Annotated in this window: 12 protein-coding genes; 11 read left to right on the top strand and 1 reads right to left on the bottom strand. The window is 73.4% G+C overall.

Annotated elements, in window-relative coordinates; genetic code table 11:
* Positions 1-340: 340 nt before the first annotated feature.
* Both ACSMXW_RS13730 and ACSMXW_RS13725 read left to right on the top strand, forming a co-directional pair.
* A complete protein-coding gene (locus ACSMXW_RS13730; RefSeq protein ID WP_485806516.1) occupies positions 341-1,813 on the top strand; it encodes an NAD-dependent malic enzyme in 1,473 nt (490 codons plus the stop codon).
* 403 nt (positions 1,814-2,216) lie between these two features.
* Positions 2,217-2,498, top strand: a complete 282-nt coding sequence (locus ACSMXW_RS13725) for an HU family DNA-binding protein (protein WP_189930775.1) — start codon at positions 2,217-2,219, stop codon at positions 2,496-2,498.
* A 296-nt stretch (positions 2,499-2,794) separates the two neighbouring features.
* Here ACSMXW_RS13725 and murA read toward each other — a convergent pair whose 3' ends face one another.
* The gene (murA, locus tag ACSMXW_RS13720) at positions 2,795-4,132 is read right to left on the bottom strand and encodes a UDP-N-acetylglucosamine 1-carboxyvinyltransferase (RefSeq protein WP_485806515.1); all 1,338 of its coding nucleotides are present in this window, start codon (positions 4,130-4,132) and stop codon (positions 2,795-2,797) included.
* A gap of 249 nt (positions 4,133-4,381) precedes the next feature.
* Between murA and ACSMXW_RS13715 the strand changes: the two genes are divergently transcribed.
* The 9 genes from ACSMXW_RS13715 (at position 4,382) to ACSMXW_RS13675 (ending at position 18,113) form a co-directional block, all read left to right on the top strand.
* Positions 4,382-4,954 carry a YqgE/AlgH family protein gene (locus ACSMXW_RS13715; protein ID WP_485806514.1) on the top strand — a complete coding sequence of 191 codons (573 nt, stop codon included), beginning with the start codon at positions 4,382-4,384 and terminating at the stop codon, positions 4,952-4,954.
* Positions 4,955-4,983: 29 nt separating this feature from the next.
* A complete protein-coding gene (locus tag ACSMXW_RS13710) occupies positions 4,984-5,268 on the top strand; it encodes a DUF3039 domain-containing protein (protein ID WP_485806513.1) in 285 nt (94 codons plus the stop codon).
* Positions 5,269-5,621: 353 nt separating this feature from the next.
* A complete protein-coding gene (locus ACSMXW_RS13705; RefSeq protein WP_485808008.1) occupies positions 5,622-6,926 on the top strand; it encodes an extracellular solute-binding protein in 1,305 nt (434 codons plus the stop codon).
* 196 nt (positions 6,927-7,122) lie between these two features.
* Positions 7,123-8,217, top strand: coding sequence for a carbohydrate ABC transporter permease (locus ACSMXW_RS13700; RefSeq protein ID WP_485808007.1), 1,095 nt, complete (start codon positions 7,123-7,125; stop codon positions 8,215-8,217).
* Entirely contained in the window at positions 8,211-9,077 is an 867-nt protein-coding gene (locus ACSMXW_RS13695) for a carbohydrate ABC transporter permease (RefSeq protein WP_485806512.1), read from the top strand. The genes ACSMXW_RS13700 and ACSMXW_RS13695 overlap by 7 nt, the downstream gene beginning before the upstream one ends.
* Positions 9,078-9,206: 129 nt before the next feature.
* On the top strand, positions 9,207-10,868 hold the full coding sequence (locus ACSMXW_RS13690; protein WP_485806510.1) for a beta-N-acetylhexosaminidase: 1,662 nt from the start codon (positions 9,207-9,209) through the stop codon (positions 10,866-10,868).
* A gap of 320 nt (positions 10,869-11,188) precedes the next feature.
* Positions 11,189-12,091, top strand: a complete 903-nt coding sequence (locus tag ACSMXW_RS13685; protein ID WP_485806509.1) for an FAD binding domain-containing protein — start codon at positions 11,189-11,191, stop codon at positions 12,089-12,091.
* On the top strand, positions 12,088-15,771 hold the full coding sequence (locus ACSMXW_RS13680) for a 2Fe-2S iron-sulfur cluster-binding protein (protein ID WP_485806507.1): 3,684 nt from the start codon (positions 12,088-12,090) through the stop codon (positions 15,769-15,771). The genes ACSMXW_RS13685 and ACSMXW_RS13680 overlap by 4 nt, the downstream gene beginning before the upstream one ends.
* Positions 15,768-18,113 (top strand): xanthine dehydrogenase family protein molybdopterin-binding subunit, encoded by a 2,346-nt coding sequence (locus ACSMXW_RS13675; RefSeq protein ID WP_485806505.1) that lies wholly within the window; start codon positions 15,768-15,770, stop codon positions 18,111-18,113. The genes ACSMXW_RS13680 and ACSMXW_RS13675 overlap by 4 nt, the downstream gene beginning before the upstream one ends.
* The last annotated feature ends 566 nt before the right edge of the window (positions 18,114-18,679 follow it).

Below are 18,679 nucleotides of genomic sequence, written 5' to 3'. Positions count from 1 at the left end.
CCTCCCCCATCCCCGCCCATCCCCGCCCGGGACTCCGTGCACAGCACGTGGCTCACGGCCCTTCTGTTCCCGAGCGGTCGCCGCACCGGATACCTTGCGCTCCACACCGGATTTCGCCGGAGACTCCGTCTCTCGTAAGGTCTCTCGTATGGTGGAAGCCAGTTTCCGTAAGTACGGCAAACAGTACGGAAACACCATGTGCGTCATCCAGGGCCGGGTACCACATACCCGTCGGTAGGTGCGACTATCGGATGGCGCTCCTCGTGACATACGCACATCACAGGCAACCGATTCACGGGCCGCGCGCACGCGACACAAGGGAAAGCAGAGGAAGTCGGCCATGGCAACGGCGCCCAGCGTCTCCTACTCGATGACGGTCCGGCTGGAGGTGCCCGCAAGCGGAACCGCGGTCTCCCAGCTCACCACGGCGGTGGAGTCCTCCGGTGGCTCGGTCACCGGCCTCGACGTCACGGCCTCGGGGCACGAGAAGCTGCGCATCGACGTCACCATCGCCGCCAGCTCCACCGCGCACGCCGACGAGATCGTGGGCAAGCTGCGCACCATCGAGGGCGTCGTCCTGGGCAAGGTCTCCGACCGTACGTTCCTGATGCACCTCGGCGGCAAGATCGAGATGGCGTCCAAGCACCCCATCCGCAACCGCGACGACCTCTCCATGGTGTACACCCCGGGCGTGGCGCGGGTCTGCATGGCCATCGCGGAGAACCCCGAGGACGCCCGCAGGCTCACCATCAAGCGCAACTCCGTCGCGGTGGTCACGGACGGCTCCGCCGTGCTCGGCCTCGGCAACATCGGCCCCAAGGCCGCGCTTCCGGTGATGGAGGGCAAGGCGGCCCTGTTCAAACGGTTCGCGGGCATCGACGCCTGGCCGCTCTGCCTGGACACCCAGGACACCGACGAGATCGTGGCCATCGTGAAGGCCATCGCGCCCGGGTTCGCCGGGATCAACCTGGAGGACATCTCGGCGCCCCGCTGCTTCGAGATCGAGGCCAGGCTGCGCGAGGCCGTCGACATCCCGGTCTTCCACGACGACCAGCACGGCACGGCCATCGTGGTGCTCGCCGCGCTCACCAACGCCCTGCGGGTGGTCGGCAAGGCGATGGGCGACGTCCGCGTGGTGATGTCCGGTGCTGGCGCGGCCGGCACCGCGATCCTGAAGCTCCTCATCGCGGCGGGCGTCAAGCACGCCGTCGTCGCCGACATCCACGGCGTGGTGCACGCCGGCCGGGACGACCTCAACGGCGGCGCCGCCGACTACGAGCAGTCCGCACAGCTGCGTTGGATCGCCGACAACACCAACCCCGAGGGCGTCACCGGCACGCTCAAGGACGCGGTGCGCGGCGCCGACGTGTTCATCGGCGTCTCCGCGCCCAACGTGCTCAGCGGCGAGGACGTGGCCGCCATGGCGGACGGCGCGATCGTCTTCGCGCTCGCCAACCCGGACCCGGAGGTGGACCCGGCCATCGCCCGGCAGACCGCGGCCGTCGTCGCCACCGGACGCTCCGACTTCCCCAACCAGATCAACAACGTGCTGGTCTTCCCCGGCGTCTTCCGCGGCCTGCTCGACGCCCAGTCGCGCACCGTCAACACGGAGATGATGCTCGCGGCCGCGCACGCCCTCGCCGACGTGGTCCGCGAGGACGAGCTCAACCCGAACTACATCATCCCCAGCGTCTTCAACGACAAGGTCGCCTCCTCCGTCGCCGGGGCCGTGAGCAGCGCCGCCAAGGCCGCCGGCATGACCGCCACGGCACCCTCGCCGGGCGCCGCGCCCGCCGCCGGCACCGCACAGTGACCGATTTCACCCACGGCGCGTCGCGGATCGGCTGACCCGACCGGCCCTCTAGGGTGGCGGGCAGCAATCACCCGGGCCTGCGCACGTCCCCCGGCATCGGGGCACCTACCAGGCCCTTGAGGAACCGGGGGAGGGCCTTGGAACACGGAAGGCACCCCTCACGGGGAGTGGACGGAGCGTCACTATTTCTGGGCTGTGGCGCTTTTCGTGTGACTCCCACGGGTGCCGGATTGGCGTTCCCGCCGCAGGTGGGGGCAGGATGCCTTTCTGGGCGCGAGGGTCCGGCCACGGACCCGGGTCCGGGGACCGACCGAGGACCCTGGCAGCATCGGCTTCGCTGTGCCCATCATGCGGCTCCGCCGCGTGGCACGCCTCAACGCAAGAAGAACACGGGAGTAACAAAATGAACCGCAGTGAGCTGGTGGCCGCGCTGGCCGACCGCGCCGAGGTGACCCGCAAGGACGCCGACGCCGTGCTGGCCGCGTTCGCCGAGACCGTCGGCGAGATCGTCTCCAAGGGGGACGAGAAGGTCACCATCCCCGGCTTCCTCACCTTCGAGCGCACCCACCGTGCCGCTCGCACCGCCCGCAACCCGCAGACGGGTGAGCCGATCGAGATCCCGGCCGGCTTCAGCGTCAAGGTTTCGGCCGGGTCCAAGCTCAAGGAAGCGGCCAAGGGCAAGTAAGCCCATCGTTACGCCGATGGGGCGGTCACTCTCCGGGGGAGGGTGCCGCCCCTTCTCGCGTTCGGCCGCGGGTTCGGATTGTTTTCCGTGGGTGGCCTCAAACGCCGGCCGGGCTCGTTTTTTGCGGGTGCGGCTTGTGGACTGCTTCTGTGGGGTGGCCTCAAGCGCCGGCCGGGCTTGTTCTGCGTGCGGCGGGTTGTTCGGGTGCGGCGGTGGGTCGCTTCCGTGGGGTGGCCTCAAGCGCCGGCCGGGCTGTTCCGAGTGCGGCCGGCCGGGCTGTAGGTGGTTGCCGTCGGCTATGGGGCTGTCGGCGGCATCTCCGCCTTGGCGCCCAGTTCCCTGAGCTTCTCCATGAAGTTCTCGTAGCCGCGGTTGATCAGGTCGATGCCGTGGACGCGGGAGGTGCCCTGGGCGGCGAGGGCCGCGATCAGGTAGGAGAAGCCGCCGCGCAGGTCGGGGATGACCAGGTCGGCGCCCTGGAGTCTGGTGGGGCCGGAGACGACCGCGGAGTGCAGGAAGTTCCGCTGGCCGAAGCGGCAGTGGGAGCCGCCCAGGCACTCGCGGTAGAGCTGGATGTGCGCGCCCATCTGGTTGAGCGCGGACGTGAAGCCGAGCCGGGACTCGTAGACCGTCTCGTGGATGATCGACAGGCCGGTGGCCTGGGTCAGGGCGACCACCAGGGGCTGCTGCCAGTCCGTCTGGAAGCCGGGGTGCACGTCCGTCTCCAGGGCGATCGACTTCAGCGTGCCGCCGGGGTGCCAGAAGCGGATCCCCGCGTCGTCGATCTCGAACGCGCCGCCCACCTTCCGGTAGGTGTTCAGGAACGTCATCATCGACCGCTGCTGGGCGCCGCGTACGTAGATGTTCCCCTCGGTCGCCAGCGCCGCGGAGGCCCAGGAGGCCGCCTCCAGGCGGTCCGGCAGGGCGCGGTGGGTGTAGCCGTCCAGCTTGTCCACACCCGTGATCCGGATGGTCCTGTCGGTGTCCATCGCGATGATCGCGCCCATCTTCTGCAGCACGCAGATGAGGTCCTCGATCTCCGGCTCCACGGCGGCGTTGGAGAGTTCCGTCACACCCTCGGCCAGCACCGCGGTCAGCAGCACCTGCTCGGTCGCGCCCACCGACGGGTAGGGCAGCCGGATCTTGGTGCCGCGCAGCCGCTGCGGCGCCTCCAGGTACTGCCCGTCCGCGCGCTTGTCGATCCGCGCGCCGAACTGCCGCAGCACGTCGAAGTGGAAGTCGATGGGCCGGCCGCCGATGTCGCAGCCCCCGAGGCCGGGGATGAAGGCGTGGCCGAGGCGGTGCAGCAGCGGGCCGCAGAACAGGATCGGGATGCGGGAGGAGCCCGCGTGCGCGTCGATGTCCGCGACGTTGGCGCTCTCCACATGGGTCGGGTCGAGCAGCAGCTCGCCCGGTTCGTCACCCGGGCGGACCGTCACGCCGTGCAGTTGGAGCAGCCCCCGCACCACCCGCACGTCGCGGATGTCGGGGACGTTGCGCAGTCGGCTCGGGGCGCTGCCGAGCAGCGCCGCGACCATGGCCTTGGGCACGAGGTTCTTCGCGCCGCGGACACGGATCTCGCCCTCCAGCGGGGTGCCGCCGTGGACGAGCAGGACATCATCGGTGACGGTCATGAATCTCGCGTTCCGAAGAGAGGAAAGGGCCGGAAGCACAGACTAGTGGCCGGGCCGCGCGGTTCCGTAAGCCCGCCGGTGGGCCGGGAGGGGGCCGCAGGGAGGGTCGGCACGGACGGTGTCCGCCCGGGTGCGCGGGGTGACCTTCCGGGGGCCCGCGCGGCCCGCGCCGGCCGGTCCTCGGCCGCATTCGGACGCATGCCTGCGTTGGGTGCCCGGATCGGGGGAAGATGCGGGATCATGGCTGGCATGACCGAGGTGTCCTCGCTCACAGGGCGGCTGCTCGTGGCCACCCCCGCCCTGGCGGACCCGAACTTCGACCGCGCGGTGGTGCTGCTCCTCGACCACGACGAGGAGGGCTCGCTCGGCGTGGTCCTCAACCGCCCGACCCCGGTGGATGTCGGCGACATCCTGGAGGGCTGGGGAGAGCTCGCCGGCGAGCCCGGCGTGGTCTTCCAGGGCGGTCCCGTCTCGCTCGACTCCGCGCTCGGCGTCGCGGTGATCCCCGGTGACGCGGCGGGCGAGGCCGTACCACTCGGCTGGCGGCGGGTGCACGGCGCCATCGGCCTCGTCGACCTGGAGGCCCCGCCCGAGCTGCTCGCCTCGGCGCTCGGCTCGCTGCGGATCTTCGCCGGTTACGCCGGATGGGGGCCCGGCCAACTGGAGGACGAACTGGCGGAGGGCGCCTGGTACGTCGTCGAGTCCGAACCCGGCGACGTGTCGTCCCCCGCGCCCGAGCGGCTCTGGCGTGAGGTGCTGCGCCGCCAGCGCAGCGAACTGGCGATGGTGGCGACCTATCCGGACGACCCGTCTCTCAACTGATGTCCGTACCCTTCAGTACCCTGGTGACTATGAGCACTCTTGAGCCCGAGCGTGGGGCAGGCACGGGGACCCTCGTAGAGCCGACGCCGCAGACGTCGCACGGTGACGGCGACCACGAGCGCTTCGCCCATTACGTCCAGAAGGACAAGATCATGGCGAGCGCACTGGACGGCACACCCGTCGTCGCGCTCTGCGGCAAGGTGTGGGTGCCGGGCCGTGATCCCAAGAAGTATCCGGTCTGTCCCATGTGCAAGGAGATCTACGACTCCATGGGCGCAGGCGGCGACAAGGGCAAGGACAAGGACAAGAAGTAGTCCGCGTCCGCCCGCGGTCTGTTTCTCCCTGCGACAAGGCCCCGGCGCGCTTCGGCGTGCCCCGGGGCCTTTGCTGTGCCCGGGGCCGGGTCGGGCCCGAGCTCGGGGCCGGCCCGGGGTCGGGGTCCAGGTGGGGGCCGGGGCCGAGGTTGGGGTCGGGGCGGTGCCTGTGCGGGGCGGCCCCGGCACCGGTCACAGACTGGTAGAGACCTTTGGGGGAGTCTTGTCGGCATGTCCATGTCCTTCTAGCCTCCGTGGTGTTGTGCAGCACGAAACAGTCGTTGCGCATGCTGCAACGCGATAGCGAAGCACCGCCGATCACGCAGATGACCGTCGACCCGGAGGTCCGCTCGATGAAGCTCCCCGCCCGCATGCCAGCCGTCGTCGCGGCTCTCGTCCTCGCGTCGCTCACCGCCACCGCCTGCGCGCCCGGCACCTCGGGCGGTGCCTCCACCGCCGACGACAAGAGCGGCACCCTGCGCGTCTGGCTGTTCCAGGAGGTCGGGGGCGGGCCCAAGGAGCGGGTCGTGCAGCAGGCGGTGACCGCCTTCGAGAAGGCGCACGACGGCACGGAGGTGCACGTCGAGTACATCCCCGTGGAGACCCGCGCCGAGAAGATCAAGGCGGCCTTCAACGACCCCGCGAGCGCGCCCGACGTCATCGAGTACGGCAACACCGACACCGCGGGCTACGTCCACGACGGCGGACTCCTCGACGTCACCGGGGAGTTCGCGGCCTGGGGCGAGGCCAAGGACACCGACCCGACCGCCAAGGAGTCCGTCACCGTCGACGGCAAGGTCTACGGAGCGCCGCTCTTCGTCGGCGTCCGGGCGCTGTACTACCGCACCGACGTGTTCAAGAGCCTCGGCCTCGAACCCCCGGCGACCCAGCGGGAACTGATCGACGACGCCAAGGCCGTGCACAGAAGCCGCCCCGACCTGTACGGGCTCGCCGTCGGCGGCGCGTACACCTATGGCGCGATGCCGTTCATCTGGGCGGCCGGCGGCGAACTGGCCGAGAAGAAGGGCGGGACGTACACGTCCACCATCGACAGCCCGGCGGCGCAGCAGGGCATCCGCGCCTACACCTCGCTCTTCGGGGACGCCAACTGCCCCGCCGCCACGTGCGCCGGCTGGGGCGGCAACGACACGGTGACCGCGTTCGCCTCCGGCAAGGCGGCCATGGCCATCGGCGGCGACTTCAACCACCAGGCCGTCGAGGACGGCAAGGTGAAGGGGAAGTACGCGGTCGTGCCGCTGCCCGGCGTCAAGAAGGGCAGCATCGCCCCGGCCTTCGCGGGCGGGAACAACCTCGGTGTGCTGAAGAGCACCTCGCACCGCACCCTGGCCATCGGCCTGATGGAGGCGCTGGCCTCGAAGAAGACGCAGTCCGCGCTCTTCGACGGCATGGGCTTCCTGCCGACGTACACCGACGTGCGTGCCCGGGCGGCGAAGAAGGAGCCGTTCGTGGCGCCGTTCATCACCACCCTGGGCGCCGGGGCCAAGTTCGTGCCCGCATCGCCCGGCTGGGGGCGGATCGATGCCTCGCTGGTGCTGCCGGCGATGTTCCAGCAGATCGTCAGCGGCCGTAAGGGCGTCGCCGCCGCGGCGGGCGAGGCCGCGCGGAAGATGAACGACGCCTTCGCGTCGGCCGGCTGACCGGGCCCCGGAACGGCCCGGTGACGCCATGACACCACCGACCGACGCCACAGGACGACCGGCCGATGCCACAGGACGACCGGCCGATGCCACAGGACAACCCGCCGACGCCACAGGACGACCGGTTGCCACAGGACGCCCGGCCGATCCCGCGATGCGCCCGGCCGATCCCGGAACGCGCCCGGCCAACCCCGCGATGCGCCCGGCCGACGGCGCCCCGGCACAGCCGACCGCCGAGCGGCCGGCGCCTGCGCCCCCGCCCGCTGCCCCGCCCGCGCGCCCCGGCGCGCGACGTGCCGCGCGCCATACCGAACGCCGTGCCGCGCGCCGTGCCGAACGCCGTGCCGCGCGCCGTGCCGAACGCCACCCAGGGCGGCCGTCCGCCCGGAGCGGCCCGGCGGGGCGCCAGGGCGGCTGGACGCCCTGGCTCTACCTCGCCCCGGCCCTGGTCGTGCTCGCCGGGCTGCTGGTCTACCCCGTCTACCAACTCGGCCTGATCTCGTTCCTGGACTACACCCAGGCCCAGGTCAGCGGCGGCCGGCCGACGTCCTTCAAAGGCTTCGGCAACTACGCGGACCTGTTCGGCGACGACCAGTTCTGGCAGGTGCTGGCCGCCACCGTACTGTTCGCCGCCGCCTGCGTGGTCTGCACCCTGCTGGTGGGCTGCGCGTTCGCGGTGCTGCTCACCCGGGTGCGGGCGGTGCCCAGGATGGCGCTGATGCTGGCGGCCCTCGGCGCCTGGGCCACCCCCGCCATCACCGGATCCACGGTCTGGGTATTCCTTTTCGATCCCGATTTCGGCCCGGTCGACAAGGTGCTCGGACTCGGTGGCCATTCCTGGACCTATGGGCGCTACAGCGCTTTCACGCTGGTCCTGCTCGAAGTCGTCTGGTGCTCCTTTCCTTTTGTGATGGTGACCGTCTTCGCGGGCATCAAGGCGGTGCCGGGGGACATCCTGGAGGCCGCCGCACTCGACGGCGCGTCACAGCTGCGGATCTGGCGGTCGGTGCTCGCGCCCGTGCTCCGGCCGATTCTCGTGGTGGTCACCATCCAGTCGGTCATCTGGGACTTCAAGGTCTTCACCCAGATCTATGTGATGACGAATGGCGGCGGAATCGCGGGGCAGAACCTGGTGCTCAACGTCTACGCCTACCAGAAGGCATTCGCATCGTCCGAGTACGGCCTGGGGTCGGCCATCGGCGTCGTCATGCTGCTGGTCCTGCTCGCGGTCACGCTGGTCTACCTGCGGTTGCTGCGGCGGCAGGGGCGGCGGCCCGGAGGGGAGTGGTGAGCGCGGTGAGCGCGGTGCGCGGCATACGGGGGATCTTCCGGCGGCCCTGGCGGCTGGCCGCGGATGTTACGGCACTGCTCGCCGCCGCTGTGGTGGCCTTCCCGCTCTACTGGATGGTGCTCTCCGCGCTGAAACCGGCCGGTGAGATCGAGTCCGCCCATCCGCGGCCCTGGACGCTCTCACCCTCGCCGGACTCCTTCCGGCGGGTCTTCGAGCAGCACGAATTCGGCCGGTATTTCCTCAACAGCTGCGTGGTGGCGGGCAGTGTGGTGGTGCTCTCCGCGCTCATCGCCTTTCTCGCCGCGACCGCCGTGACCCGCTTCAGGTTCCGGTTCCGCACCACGCTCCTGGTGATGTTCCTCATCGCCCAGATGGTGCCGGTGGAAGCCCTCACCATTCCGCTGTTCTTCCTGATGCGTGACTTCGGTCAGCTCAACACCCTGGGTTCGCTGATCCTGCCGCATCTCGCCTTCTCGCTGCCGTTTGCGATCTGGATGCTGCGGGGCTTTGTGAAGGCCGTGCCCGACGCGCTGGAAGAGGCCGCCTACATCGACGGGGCGAGCCGGGCGCGCTTTCTGTGGCGGATACTCTTCCCGCTGGTGCTGCCCGGTCTCGTGGCCACCAGCGTGTTCTCGTTCATCTCCGCCTGGAACGACTTCCTGTTCGCCAAGTCCTTCATCATCAGCGACACGTCGCAGTCCACGCTCCCGATGGCACTGCTGGCGTTCTTCAAGCCCGACGAGAACGACTGGGGCGGCATCATGGCCGCGTCGACCGTGATGACCGTCCCGGTGCTGGTCTTCTTCGTCCTCGTCCAGCGGCGGCTGGTCTCCGGCCTCGGCGGCGCGGTGAAGGACTGAAACCCGCCAGGGGTCCGACCGTATATCCCACTGTCCCCGCGCCCCGGTGGTCCGGGCGGCCGGCACCGCCCCGGCCGCCCCGGCCACCGGGGCGCGTGCCCCTCCCGCCCAAGTCGACAGGAGCAACGCATGGCGTTCGAAACTCTGATTCCGGCTCCCCGGCGGGCCTGGTGGGTGCCGCCGGGCCAGGGCCGCTTCCTGCTCGACGGCGAGACGGTCCTCACGGCGCTGCCCGGCACCGAGGCCACCGCGCGCTGGCTGCGCGGCACCGTCGGCGCCGCCACCGGCCTGCCGCTGGCCGACGGCACCGGCGACAACGGCATCGTGCTGCGCACCGACGGCCATCTGGCGCCCGAGGCGTACCGCATCATCGTGGACGGCTACGCCGTCCGGATCGACGGCGGCGGCCCGGCCGGGCTCTTCTGGGGCGCCCAGACGTTCCGGCAACTGCTCGGTCCGGCCGCCTTCCGGCGCGCGCCCATCGAGCCGGGCCGGCAGTGGCCGGTGCCCATGGTGGTCATCGAGGACGCGCCCCGGTTCGCCTGGCGGGGACTGATGCTGGACGTGGCCCGGCACTTCCTCCCCAAGGACGGCGTCCTGCGCTACCTCGACCTGCTCGCCGCCCACAAGCTCAACGTCCTGCACTTCCACCTCACCGACGACCAGGGCTGGCGCATCGAGATCAAGCGCCACCCGAAACTGACCGAAACCGGCTCCTGGCGCGCCCGCACGAAATTCGGCCACCGCTCCTCACCGCTCTGGGACGAGCGCCCGCACGGCGGCTTCTACACCCAGGACGACATCCGCGAGATCGTCGCCTACGCCGCGGAGCGGCACGTCAGCGTCGTCCCCGAGATAGACATCCCCGGCCACTCACAGGCGGCCATAGCCGCCTACCCGTGGCTCGGCAACACCGACGTCGTCGACACCGCCGCGCTCGCCGTCTGGGACACCTGGGGCGTCAACCCGAACGTGCTGGCCCCCACCGAGGACGTCCTCCGCTTCTACGAGGGCGTGTTCGAGGAGGTCCTGGAGCTGTTCCCGGCGGACGCGGCGCCGCTCTCGCCGTTCGTGCACGTGGGCGGGGACGAGTGCGTGAAGGACCAGTGGCGCGCCTCGCCCGCCGCCCAGGCCCGGATGCGGGAGCTGGGGCTCACCGGCGAGGACGAGTTGCAGTCCTGGTTCATCCGGCACTTCGACCGCTGGCTGACCGACCGCGGGCGGCGCCTCATCGGCTGGGACGAGATCCTCGAAGGCGGCCTGGCGCCGGGTGCCGCGGTCTCCTCCTGGCGCGGCTACGCCGGCGGCATCACCGCAGCACGGGCCGGGCACGACGTCGTCATGTGCCCCGAGCAGCAGGTGTACCTGGACCACCGGCAGGACGCGGGACCGGACGAGCCGATGCCCATCGGGTACGTCCGCACGCTCCAGGACGTCTACCGCTTCGAGCCGGTGCCGCCCCAGCTCACCCCCGGCGAGGCGCGGCACGTCCTGGGCGCGCAGGCGAACGTCTGGACCGAGGTGATGGAGAACCAGGACCGCGTGGACTACCAGACGTTCCCCCGGCTCGCCGCGTTCGCCGAGGTGGCCTGGAGCCGGCTGCCCGCGCCCGCGGAACGGGACATGGCCGACTTCGAACGGCGCATGGGGGCGCACTACCGGCGCCTTGACGCGCTCGGTGTGCACTACCGCCCGCCCACAGGACCCCTGCCCTGGCAGCGCCGCCCCGTCCCCGAGGGGATGACGGGCAGCCTCGGACGCCCGATCGAGGGAGCGCCCCCGAACGTGTGAGCCGGCCACCGGATCCCTGACCGCCCCCGCCCGCCCCGCGCCGGTGGGCCCGCCGGACGCGGGGCGCGCCGGGCGGAGCGCGGGCGGGCCGGCGAGCGCGTGGGAGAATTCAGGCGCCGCCCGTCGAAGACCGGCAATCGCCCCTGACCGCCGAGGATATGGGAAAACAGCCCATCTCACCGCTTACGGGAGGAACGCCTCCTAGCGGACCCATGCGCCGAGGGTCCGGGAAGATGTGCCAGAGTTGCCACGTCCGGCCCGACAGCACGTACCGTACGGCGCAGGTGGATCAGGCGGGACAGCGGGAAGGGGCAGCCGGTTTGACCACGCACGCACCGCAGGTGGCGCAGACAGCACCGACGGTGAATCTGCCTGTCACGCTGGACGAGGCCGTGGCAGCGCTCGCCGCCATGCCCGCCGCCGTGCCCGTGGCGGGCGGTACGGACCTGATGGCCGCGGTCAACGCCGGACTGCTGCGGCCCGCCGCGCTGGTCGGCCTCAACAGGATCAGCGAGATCCGCGGCTGGCAGTACCTCGACGGGCACGCCCTGCTCGGCGCCGGCCTCACCCACGCGCGCATCGGACGCCCCGACTTCGCCGCCCTCATCCCCGCGCTGGCCGCCGCCGCACGAGCCGCGGGGCCGCCGCAGATCCGCAACGCCGGCACCCTCGGCGGGAACATCGCCTCCTCCGCCGCCACCGGCGACACCCTGCCCGTGCTGGCCGCGCTGGAGGCCACCCTGATCATCGCGGGCCCCGACGGCGCCCGTCGCGAGATGCCCGTCTCGCACCTGCTCGCCGGCATGGACCTGCTGCGCGGCGGCGAACTGATCGGCTACGTACGCGTCCCGCTGCTGCACGCCCCGCAGGTCTTCCTGAAGGCGACGGGCCGCACCGGACCCGGCCGCGCCCTCGCGTCCGTGGCACTGGTGCTCGACCCGGCGCGCCGCGGGGTGCGGTGCGCCGTCGGCGCCGTCGCGCCGATGCCGCTGCGGCCGCTGGAGGCCGAGCAGTGGATCGCCTCCCTCATCGACTGGGACGGCGGCCGCACGGTCGTGCCCGAGGCACTGACCGCGTTCGGCGAGTACGTCGCCGCGGCCTGCATCCCGGACCCCGCCCCCGCCGAGGACGGCACCCCCCAGCAACTGCCGCCCGGCGTCCTGCACCTGCGGCGCACCGTCGCCGCGCTGGCCCGACGAGCACTGGGGAGGGCGCTGTCATGACCGACGAGCAGCAAGGCGCCGGCCAATCCGGCACACACGGCTGGCAGCCCATCCCGCAGGGCGAGTACGACGCCGACGCCACGGCCTTCGTCCAGCTCCCGGAGGGCATGGCCGACTACGACCCCGCCACGGGCACCCCGCTCGCCGCCCCCGGCCACGGCTACGTACCGCCGCAGATAGCGGCCACACCCGGCGCCGAGCCCACCGACCCGGCCGGCCCGGACGCGTGGGGCGTGCCCGGCGGCCACGGCACGGTGCCGCAGGAGACCTCAGGCGCCGGTACCGCACCGCAGACGGTGCAGTGGCCCGACCCCAACGCCATGGGGGCGCACGACACGCACCAGCACCCCGGGGAGCACGGTTCCGTCGAGTCCTACCAGGACCCCTACGGCTACGACCCCGGCATGACCGGGCACGCCCCGCCCGGGTCCGTCCCGCCGGGGTCCCCCCAGGCCGGTTCCGCGCCCGGCGGCGGTCCCGCCGCTCCCGCGGGCACCGGCGGGCCGTGGCACTTCGCCGACGAGCCGGAGGCGGCCGGGCGGAGCGCCGAGGAGGGCGGTACCGAGGGCGCCGCCTCGGATGTCACCGGGCAGTGGTCCATTCCCGTCGCCCAGGGCGATCTGCCCGACGAGTCGGGGGAGTTCACCACCTCGGTGCTCGCCGCGCAGTGGGGCGGCGGCACGCCCCCGGCGACCCTCCCCGGCGGGGCCACGGCCCCCTGGGCGACCGGCGCGGACGCCGGCCGGCCCTGGGACGCGCCGTCGCCCGCGGAGCGGATGCGCCAGGGCGTCCGGGCCCAGCGGGCCGCGGCCCGGTCGCAGCGGACTGAGGAGCAGGGCCGGCAGGCCGCCGATCAGGGTCAGCAGGACGCGGAGCACTCCCCGCGGGACGCGGACCGGCCTCAGCGGGGCGTTGACCAGGCTCAGCAGGGAACGGGACAGGGCCAGAGCGGCCCCGGGCAGGCTGCCGGTCCGGCTCAGCAGGGCGCGGGCCGGGCGGGGCCGTCCGTGGGCCGGACGGCGATGGATGCCGGTCCGGAGGGCATGGGCGCCGAGCAGGTTCACGGGGCCCCGGCTCAGGGCGGCCTCGGCCAGTCCCCGTCGGGCGCCGGTCAGGTCCCGCACGCCCCCGGTCAGGACCCGCAGTCTCCTGGTCAGGTGCGGCACACCTCCGGTCAGGCCCCGCAGGTTTCCGCGCTGTTCCAGCACGCCGCCGGGGTGCCCGGGCAGGCCGAGGCGGCACAGGAGTACTGGCCGGACCTGGAGGACCAGGCCCGGCAGCAGCTCGACCGTGAGCGGCGGGCACGCCAGGAGCAGGTCCGTGCCCAGCAGGCGCACGCCCAGCCCGGCCCGGTGCTCGACCCCGACGTCTCCCGCGACGCCGCCCCCCAGGGGCCCGGCGGGCCGTCCCCGGACCCGGCGCACGGCTTCCGGCAGCCCCAGGGCCTGCGGCAACTCCAGGAACAGCAGCGCCAGAACCGGCGGCCGCTCAGGCAGCCGCGGCCCGAGGAGCCGCAGCACGGCGCGGCGCAGGACCCGCACGCCCAGGGCCCCGGTGACCCGCACGCCCCAGGCCCGCACGACCCTCACGCTCACGGCCCCCGTGAGGCGCACGCCCCGGGCCCGCATGATCCGCATGCCTCCGGGCCGCATGGTCCGGGCGCTCCCGGGCCCCACGACCCGTACGGCACACAGGTGTTCGCGCCGGGCGGTCCGGTCGGTCCGGGCGGTCCGGAGTATCCGGAGGCGGCCGACGCGGCCCGTGCGGGCATGGACCTCACGGAGGCTCCCGACGTGGCCGCCGCGGGCCCGATGGGACCGGTGGACCCCATGGGGCCCATGGGCCCGATGGGTCCCGTCGGCGCCTCCCAGGGGCTCGGCGGGGCAGCCGGGGGCGGGCCCGCCGCGCCTCCGGGCGCCACCGGCCACCCGGGGGCTCTCGCTGTTCCCGGCCAGGCCCCCGGAACGGGCCAGGCCCCGGGGCACGACCACGGCACCGGCGCGCACGGCACCGGCACCCCGGGCGACGAGACCGCGGGCGGCCACCCGGGCGCCCCGGACGGCGCGGACGGCCATCCGGGTGCGCCGGCGGCCCCGGCCGCCCCGCAGGACCGCTTTCCGGGGAACGCGGCCGGGCAGCAGCCGGGCACGCCCGCCCCGGAGGCGCAGGACACCGACGACGAGGCCATCTTCGTCGGCCCCCCGCCGACGGAGGCGACCCTTCGCCCGGATGCGCCCGAGCCCACGGCGGGCGCCGGGCAGGCCGCCTTCGAAGCCGCCCCACGGAGCACCCGCGCCGCCCGCTCCAGGAGACCGCTCCAGGACGCGCGCGTGCAGGAGCCGTTGCCGGACGAGGCGGCCATGGAGCAGGGGCCGGGAGACCACCCCAGGGAGCACGGTCCGGAGCACCCTCCCAGGGCGCACGGTTCGGAAGACGCCCCCAGGGCGCACGGTTCGCAGGACGCGTCCATGGCGCACGGTTCGCAGGACGCGCCCTGGGGGCGGGGTCCGGAGGACGCTCCCTGGGAGCACGGTCACGGTCAGGAGGACGCTTCCCTGGGGCACGTTCCGGACCAGGCCTCCCAGGAGGCCGCCGCCGGTGCGGGCGGTACCGGTCCCACGGCCGGCCCCGGAGGCCCCGCGGGGCCCGAACCGGCGTCCCAGGACGACGGTTCAGAACCGTCCTCCGATGAGGCGCCCGCCACGGAGTCCCCCCAGGACGACCCCTCAGGAGCCCGGGACGACACCCCCGGCGCCGCGCCGCACGGGCCGTCCGCCCAGGACGAGGCCCCCACGCAGGACGGCGCCCCCGCACACGGCCGCGTGTCCGCGCCCGGCGCCGGTGCGCCGGCCGGGGGCGCCGCGCCCGACGCCGGCACCGCCCCGGACGACACCCCCGCGGCGGGGCTCCCCGACGTCGCGGACGGCGGGCTCCCGGACGTGGCGGACGGCACCGAGGAGGAGCCGGGCCGCACGCCCGCGTTCGGGCCGGACGAACACCCCCTCAGCTCCTACGTGCTGCGCGTCAACGGCACCGACCGGCCCGTCACCGGAGCCTGGATCGGCGAGTCGCTGCTGTACGTGCTGCGCGAGCGGCTCGGCCTCGCGGGTGCCAAGGACGGCTGCTCGCAGGGCGAGTGCGGGGCGTGCAACGTCCAGGTGGACGGCCGCCTGGTGGCGTCCTGTCTGGTGCCCGCGGCGACCACCGCGGGCAGCGAGGTGCGCACCGTCGAGGGCCTCGCCGAGCACGGGCGGCCCTCCGACGTGCAGCGGGCGCTCGCCGACTGCGGCGCCGTGCAGTGCGGCTTCTGCGTGCCCGGCATGGCGATGACCGTGCACGACCTCCTGGAGGGCAACCCCGACCCGACGGAGCTGGAGGCCCGTCAGGCGCTCAGCGGCAACCTGTGCCGCTGCTCCGGCTACCGCGGCGTCCTGGACGCGGTCCGCCGGGTCGTCGGCGAGCGCAGGCCCGTGGAACACGACGAGCACGACGAGCACGACGGCGAGCACCAGGACGGCGAGGCGGACGGCCCCCGCATCCCGCACCAGGCCGGGCCCGGCGCGGGCGGCGTGCATGCCGCGGCGTACGCCCCCGGCACCCCGGCCGCGTACGACGGCACCGGCTACGAGGGCGCCACCTACGAAGACGACGGTTACGAAGACGACGGAGGCCGGGCGTGAGCAACGAAGGCGCCGCCACCGCGACCAGCGCGACGACCACCCCGCCGCCGCGGGCCGAGCCTTCCCCGGCCACCGCCGGGCGGTACTCCCAGCCGCACGGCCTGGGCGCCTCGCTGCAGGCCGAGGACGCCCGCGCCAAGACCGAGGGCACCTTCCCGTACGCGGCCGACCTGTGGGCCGAGGGCCTGCTCTGGGCGGCGGTGCTGCGCTCGCCGCACCCGCACGCCCGGATCCTCTCCGTCGACACCACGCACGCGCGCGCGATGCCCGGCGTCCGCGCCGTCCTCACGCACGAGGACGTGCCCGGCACCGGCACCTACGGCAGGGGCACCCCGGACCGTCCGGTCTTCGCCTCCGAGGTGGTGCGCCACCACGGCGAGCCGATCGCCGCGGTCGCCGCCGATCACCCCGACACCGCCCGGATGGCCGCCGCGGCCGTCATCGTCGAGTACGAGGTGCTCGACCCGGTCACCGACCCCGAGCAGGCCTTCGAGGCCGAACCCCTGCACCCCGACGGCAATCTGATCCGGCACATCCCGCTGCGGCACGGCGACCCCGACGCGGCCGGCGAGATCGTGGTGGAGGGCCTGTACCGGATCGGCCGCCAGGACCCGGCGCCGATCGGCGCGGAGGCGGGCCTCGCGGTGCCCAGGCCCGACGGCGGCGTGGAGCTGTACGTCGCCTCCACCGACCCGCACGGCGACCGCGACCGCGCCGCCGCCTGCTACGGCCTCGCCCCCGAGAACGTCAAGGTCGTCGTCACGGGCGTGCCCGGCGCCACCGCGGACCGCGAGGACCCCGGCTTCCAGCTCCCGCTCGGGCTGCTCGCCCTGAAGACCGGCTGCCCGGTGAAGCTCACCGCCACCCGCGAGGAGTCCTTCCTCGGGCACGCCCACCGCCACCCCACCCTGCTGCGCTACCGGCACCACGCCGACGCCGAGGGCCGTCTCGTGAAGGTCGAGGCGCAGATCCTGCTGGACGCCGGCGCCTACGCCGACACCTCCTCGGACGCGCTCGCCGCCGCCGTCTCGTTCGCGTGCGGCCCCTACGTCGTCCCCAACGCGTTCATCGAGGGCTGGGCGGTGCGCACCAACAACCCCCCCTCCGGGCACGTCCGCGGCGAGGGCGCCATGCAGGTGTGCGCCGCGTACGAGGCGCAGATGGACAAGCTCGCCAGGAAGCTCGACCTGGACCCGGCCGAGCTGCGGATGCGCAACGTGATGTCGACCGGCGACCTGCTGCCCACCGGGCAGGCCGTGACCTGCCCCGCGCCCGTCGCCGAACTGCTCACCGCCGTCCGCGAGGCCCCGCTGCCGCCGCTGCCCAAGGACTCGCCCGAGGACGAGTGGCTGCTGCCCGGCGGCCCCGAGGGCGCGGGCGAGCCGGGCGCCGTGCGGCGCGGCGTGGGCTACGGCCTCGGCATGGTGCACATGCTGGGAGCGGAGGGCGCCGACGAGGTCTCCACGGCCACCGTGAAGGTGCAGGACGGCGTCGGCACCGTCATCTGCGCCGCCGTCGAGACCGGCCAGGGCTTCGCGACGCTGGCCCGGCAGATCGTCCAGGAGACGCTGGGGCTCGACGAGGTGCATGTCGTCCCCGTCGACACCGACCAGCCGCCCGCGGGCCCCGGCTGCCGCGGCCGGCACACATGGGTCTCCGGCGGCGCGGTGGAGCGCGCCGCGAAGATGGTCCGCACCCAGCTCCTCCAGCCGCTGGCGCACAAGTTCGGCATGTCCACGGAGCTGCTGCAGATCGCCGACGGCAAGATCACGTCGTACGACGGCGTGCTGTCGACGACCGTCGAGGAGGCCATGGACGGCAAGGAGCTGTGGGCGACGGCCCAGTGCCGTCCGCACCCGACCGAGCCCCTGGACGAGACGGGCCAGGGCGACGCCTTCGTGGGCCTCGCCTTCTGCGCGATCCGCGCGGTCGTCGACGTCGACATAGAGATCGGCTCCGTGCGGGTCGTGGAGCTGGCCGTCGCCCAGGACGTCGGCCGGGTCCTCAACCCCGCCCGGCTCGCCGCCCGCATCGAGGCGGGCGTCACGCAGGGCGTCGGTGCGGCCCTCACCGAGAACCTCCGCACGCCCCGCGGCCTGGTCCGCCACCCCGACCTCACCGGCTATGCCCTCCCGACGGCCCTCGACGCGCCCGCGATCCGCATCGTCAAACTCGTCGAGGAACGCGACGTGGTCGCCCCCTTCGGCGCGAAGGCGGTGAGCGCGGTCCCGGTGGTGACGTCCCCCGCGGCGGTCGCCGCGGCGGTCCGCGCGGCGACCGGCCGGCCCGTCAACCGCCTGCCGATCCGGCCGCAGGCGGCGGTGGTCACGAGCGGGACGTGAGGCCGCGTCCGCCTCCGCGTCCGCGTCCGCGGTTACGGGCCGTGGACGGGACGCGCCCTCCGGCGCTCGGGTTCCCGGCGCTCCCGTTCCCGGCGCCCCGGTTCCCCGCAGGGATGGCGGGATATGAGCCGCGGGGCTCGCATAGTTGCAGAGAGTGCCGCTTCGGTCTTTCTCCGTAACTAGAGTTGACCCTTGGTTCTGCACGGGGGAGAGACCATGGCCTCAAGGAATGCATGCGCCTCGGTGGGCGGGGCCGCCGGGCGGGCGGCCGGCGACCGCGCCGGCGATCTGACCTCGTTGACGAGGTTCCGGCACCACATCGACGTGGACATCCGCGACCGCGTGGCACGCGCCCGCGTGGAGACGGCGGGGCGGTGCCCTGCCCGCCGGGATGGAGGCGGTCCGTCTGGGGGCGGCGCGTCTGGAGGCGGCCCGTGGGGAGGCGGTCCGACCGGAGGTCGCGGTGGAGACGCGCAAGCCGGGACAGGCCTCCCGGCTCTCCGCCGCCCGGACGGACAGGCGGGAGAGGCCGGTGTTTCCACCGGTGCCTGATGCGATCGCCCCCG

The organism is Streptomyces sp. DSM 116793, from assembly GCF_057320905.1.
This window is presented reverse-complemented; position numbering and strand designations above follow the sequence as displayed.

Excerpts from the sequence above, each read along its gene's own strand:
- ACSMXW_RS13730 (WP_485806516.1), top strand. The coding sequence starts at position 341 with ATGGCAACGGCGCCCAGCGTCTCCTACTCGATGACGGTCCGGCTGGAG.
- ACSMXW_RS13725 (WP_189930775.1), top strand. The coding sequence starts at position 2,217 with ATGAACCGCAGTGAGCTGGTGGCCGCGCTGGCCGACCGCGCCGAGGTG.
- murA (WP_485806515.1), bottom strand. The coding sequence starts at position 4,132 with ATGACCGTCACCGATGATGTCCTGCTCGTCCACGGCGGCACCCCGCTG.
- ACSMXW_RS13715 (WP_485806514.1), top strand. The coding sequence starts at position 4,382 with ATGACCGAGGTGTCCTCGCTCACAGGGCGGCTGCTCGTGGCCACCCCC.
- ACSMXW_RS13710 (WP_485806513.1), top strand. The coding sequence starts at position 4,984 with ATGAGCACTCTTGAGCCCGAGCGTGGGGCAGGCACGGGGACCCTCGTA.
- ACSMXW_RS13705 (WP_485808008.1), top strand. The coding sequence starts at position 5,622 with ATGAAGCTCCCCGCCCGCATGCCAGCCGTCGTCGCGGCTCTCGTCCTC.
- ACSMXW_RS13700 (WP_485808007.1), top strand. The coding sequence starts at position 7,123 with ATGCGCCCGGCCGACGGCGCCCCGGCACAGCCGACCGCCGAGCGGCCG.
- ACSMXW_RS13690 (WP_485806510.1), top strand. The coding sequence starts at position 9,207 with ATGGCGTTCGAAACTCTGATTCCGGCTCCCCGGCGGGCCTGGTGGGTG.
- ACSMXW_RS13680 (WP_485806507.1), top strand. The coding sequence starts at position 12,088 with ATGACCGACGAGCAGCAAGGCGCCGGCCAATCCGGCACACACGGCTGG.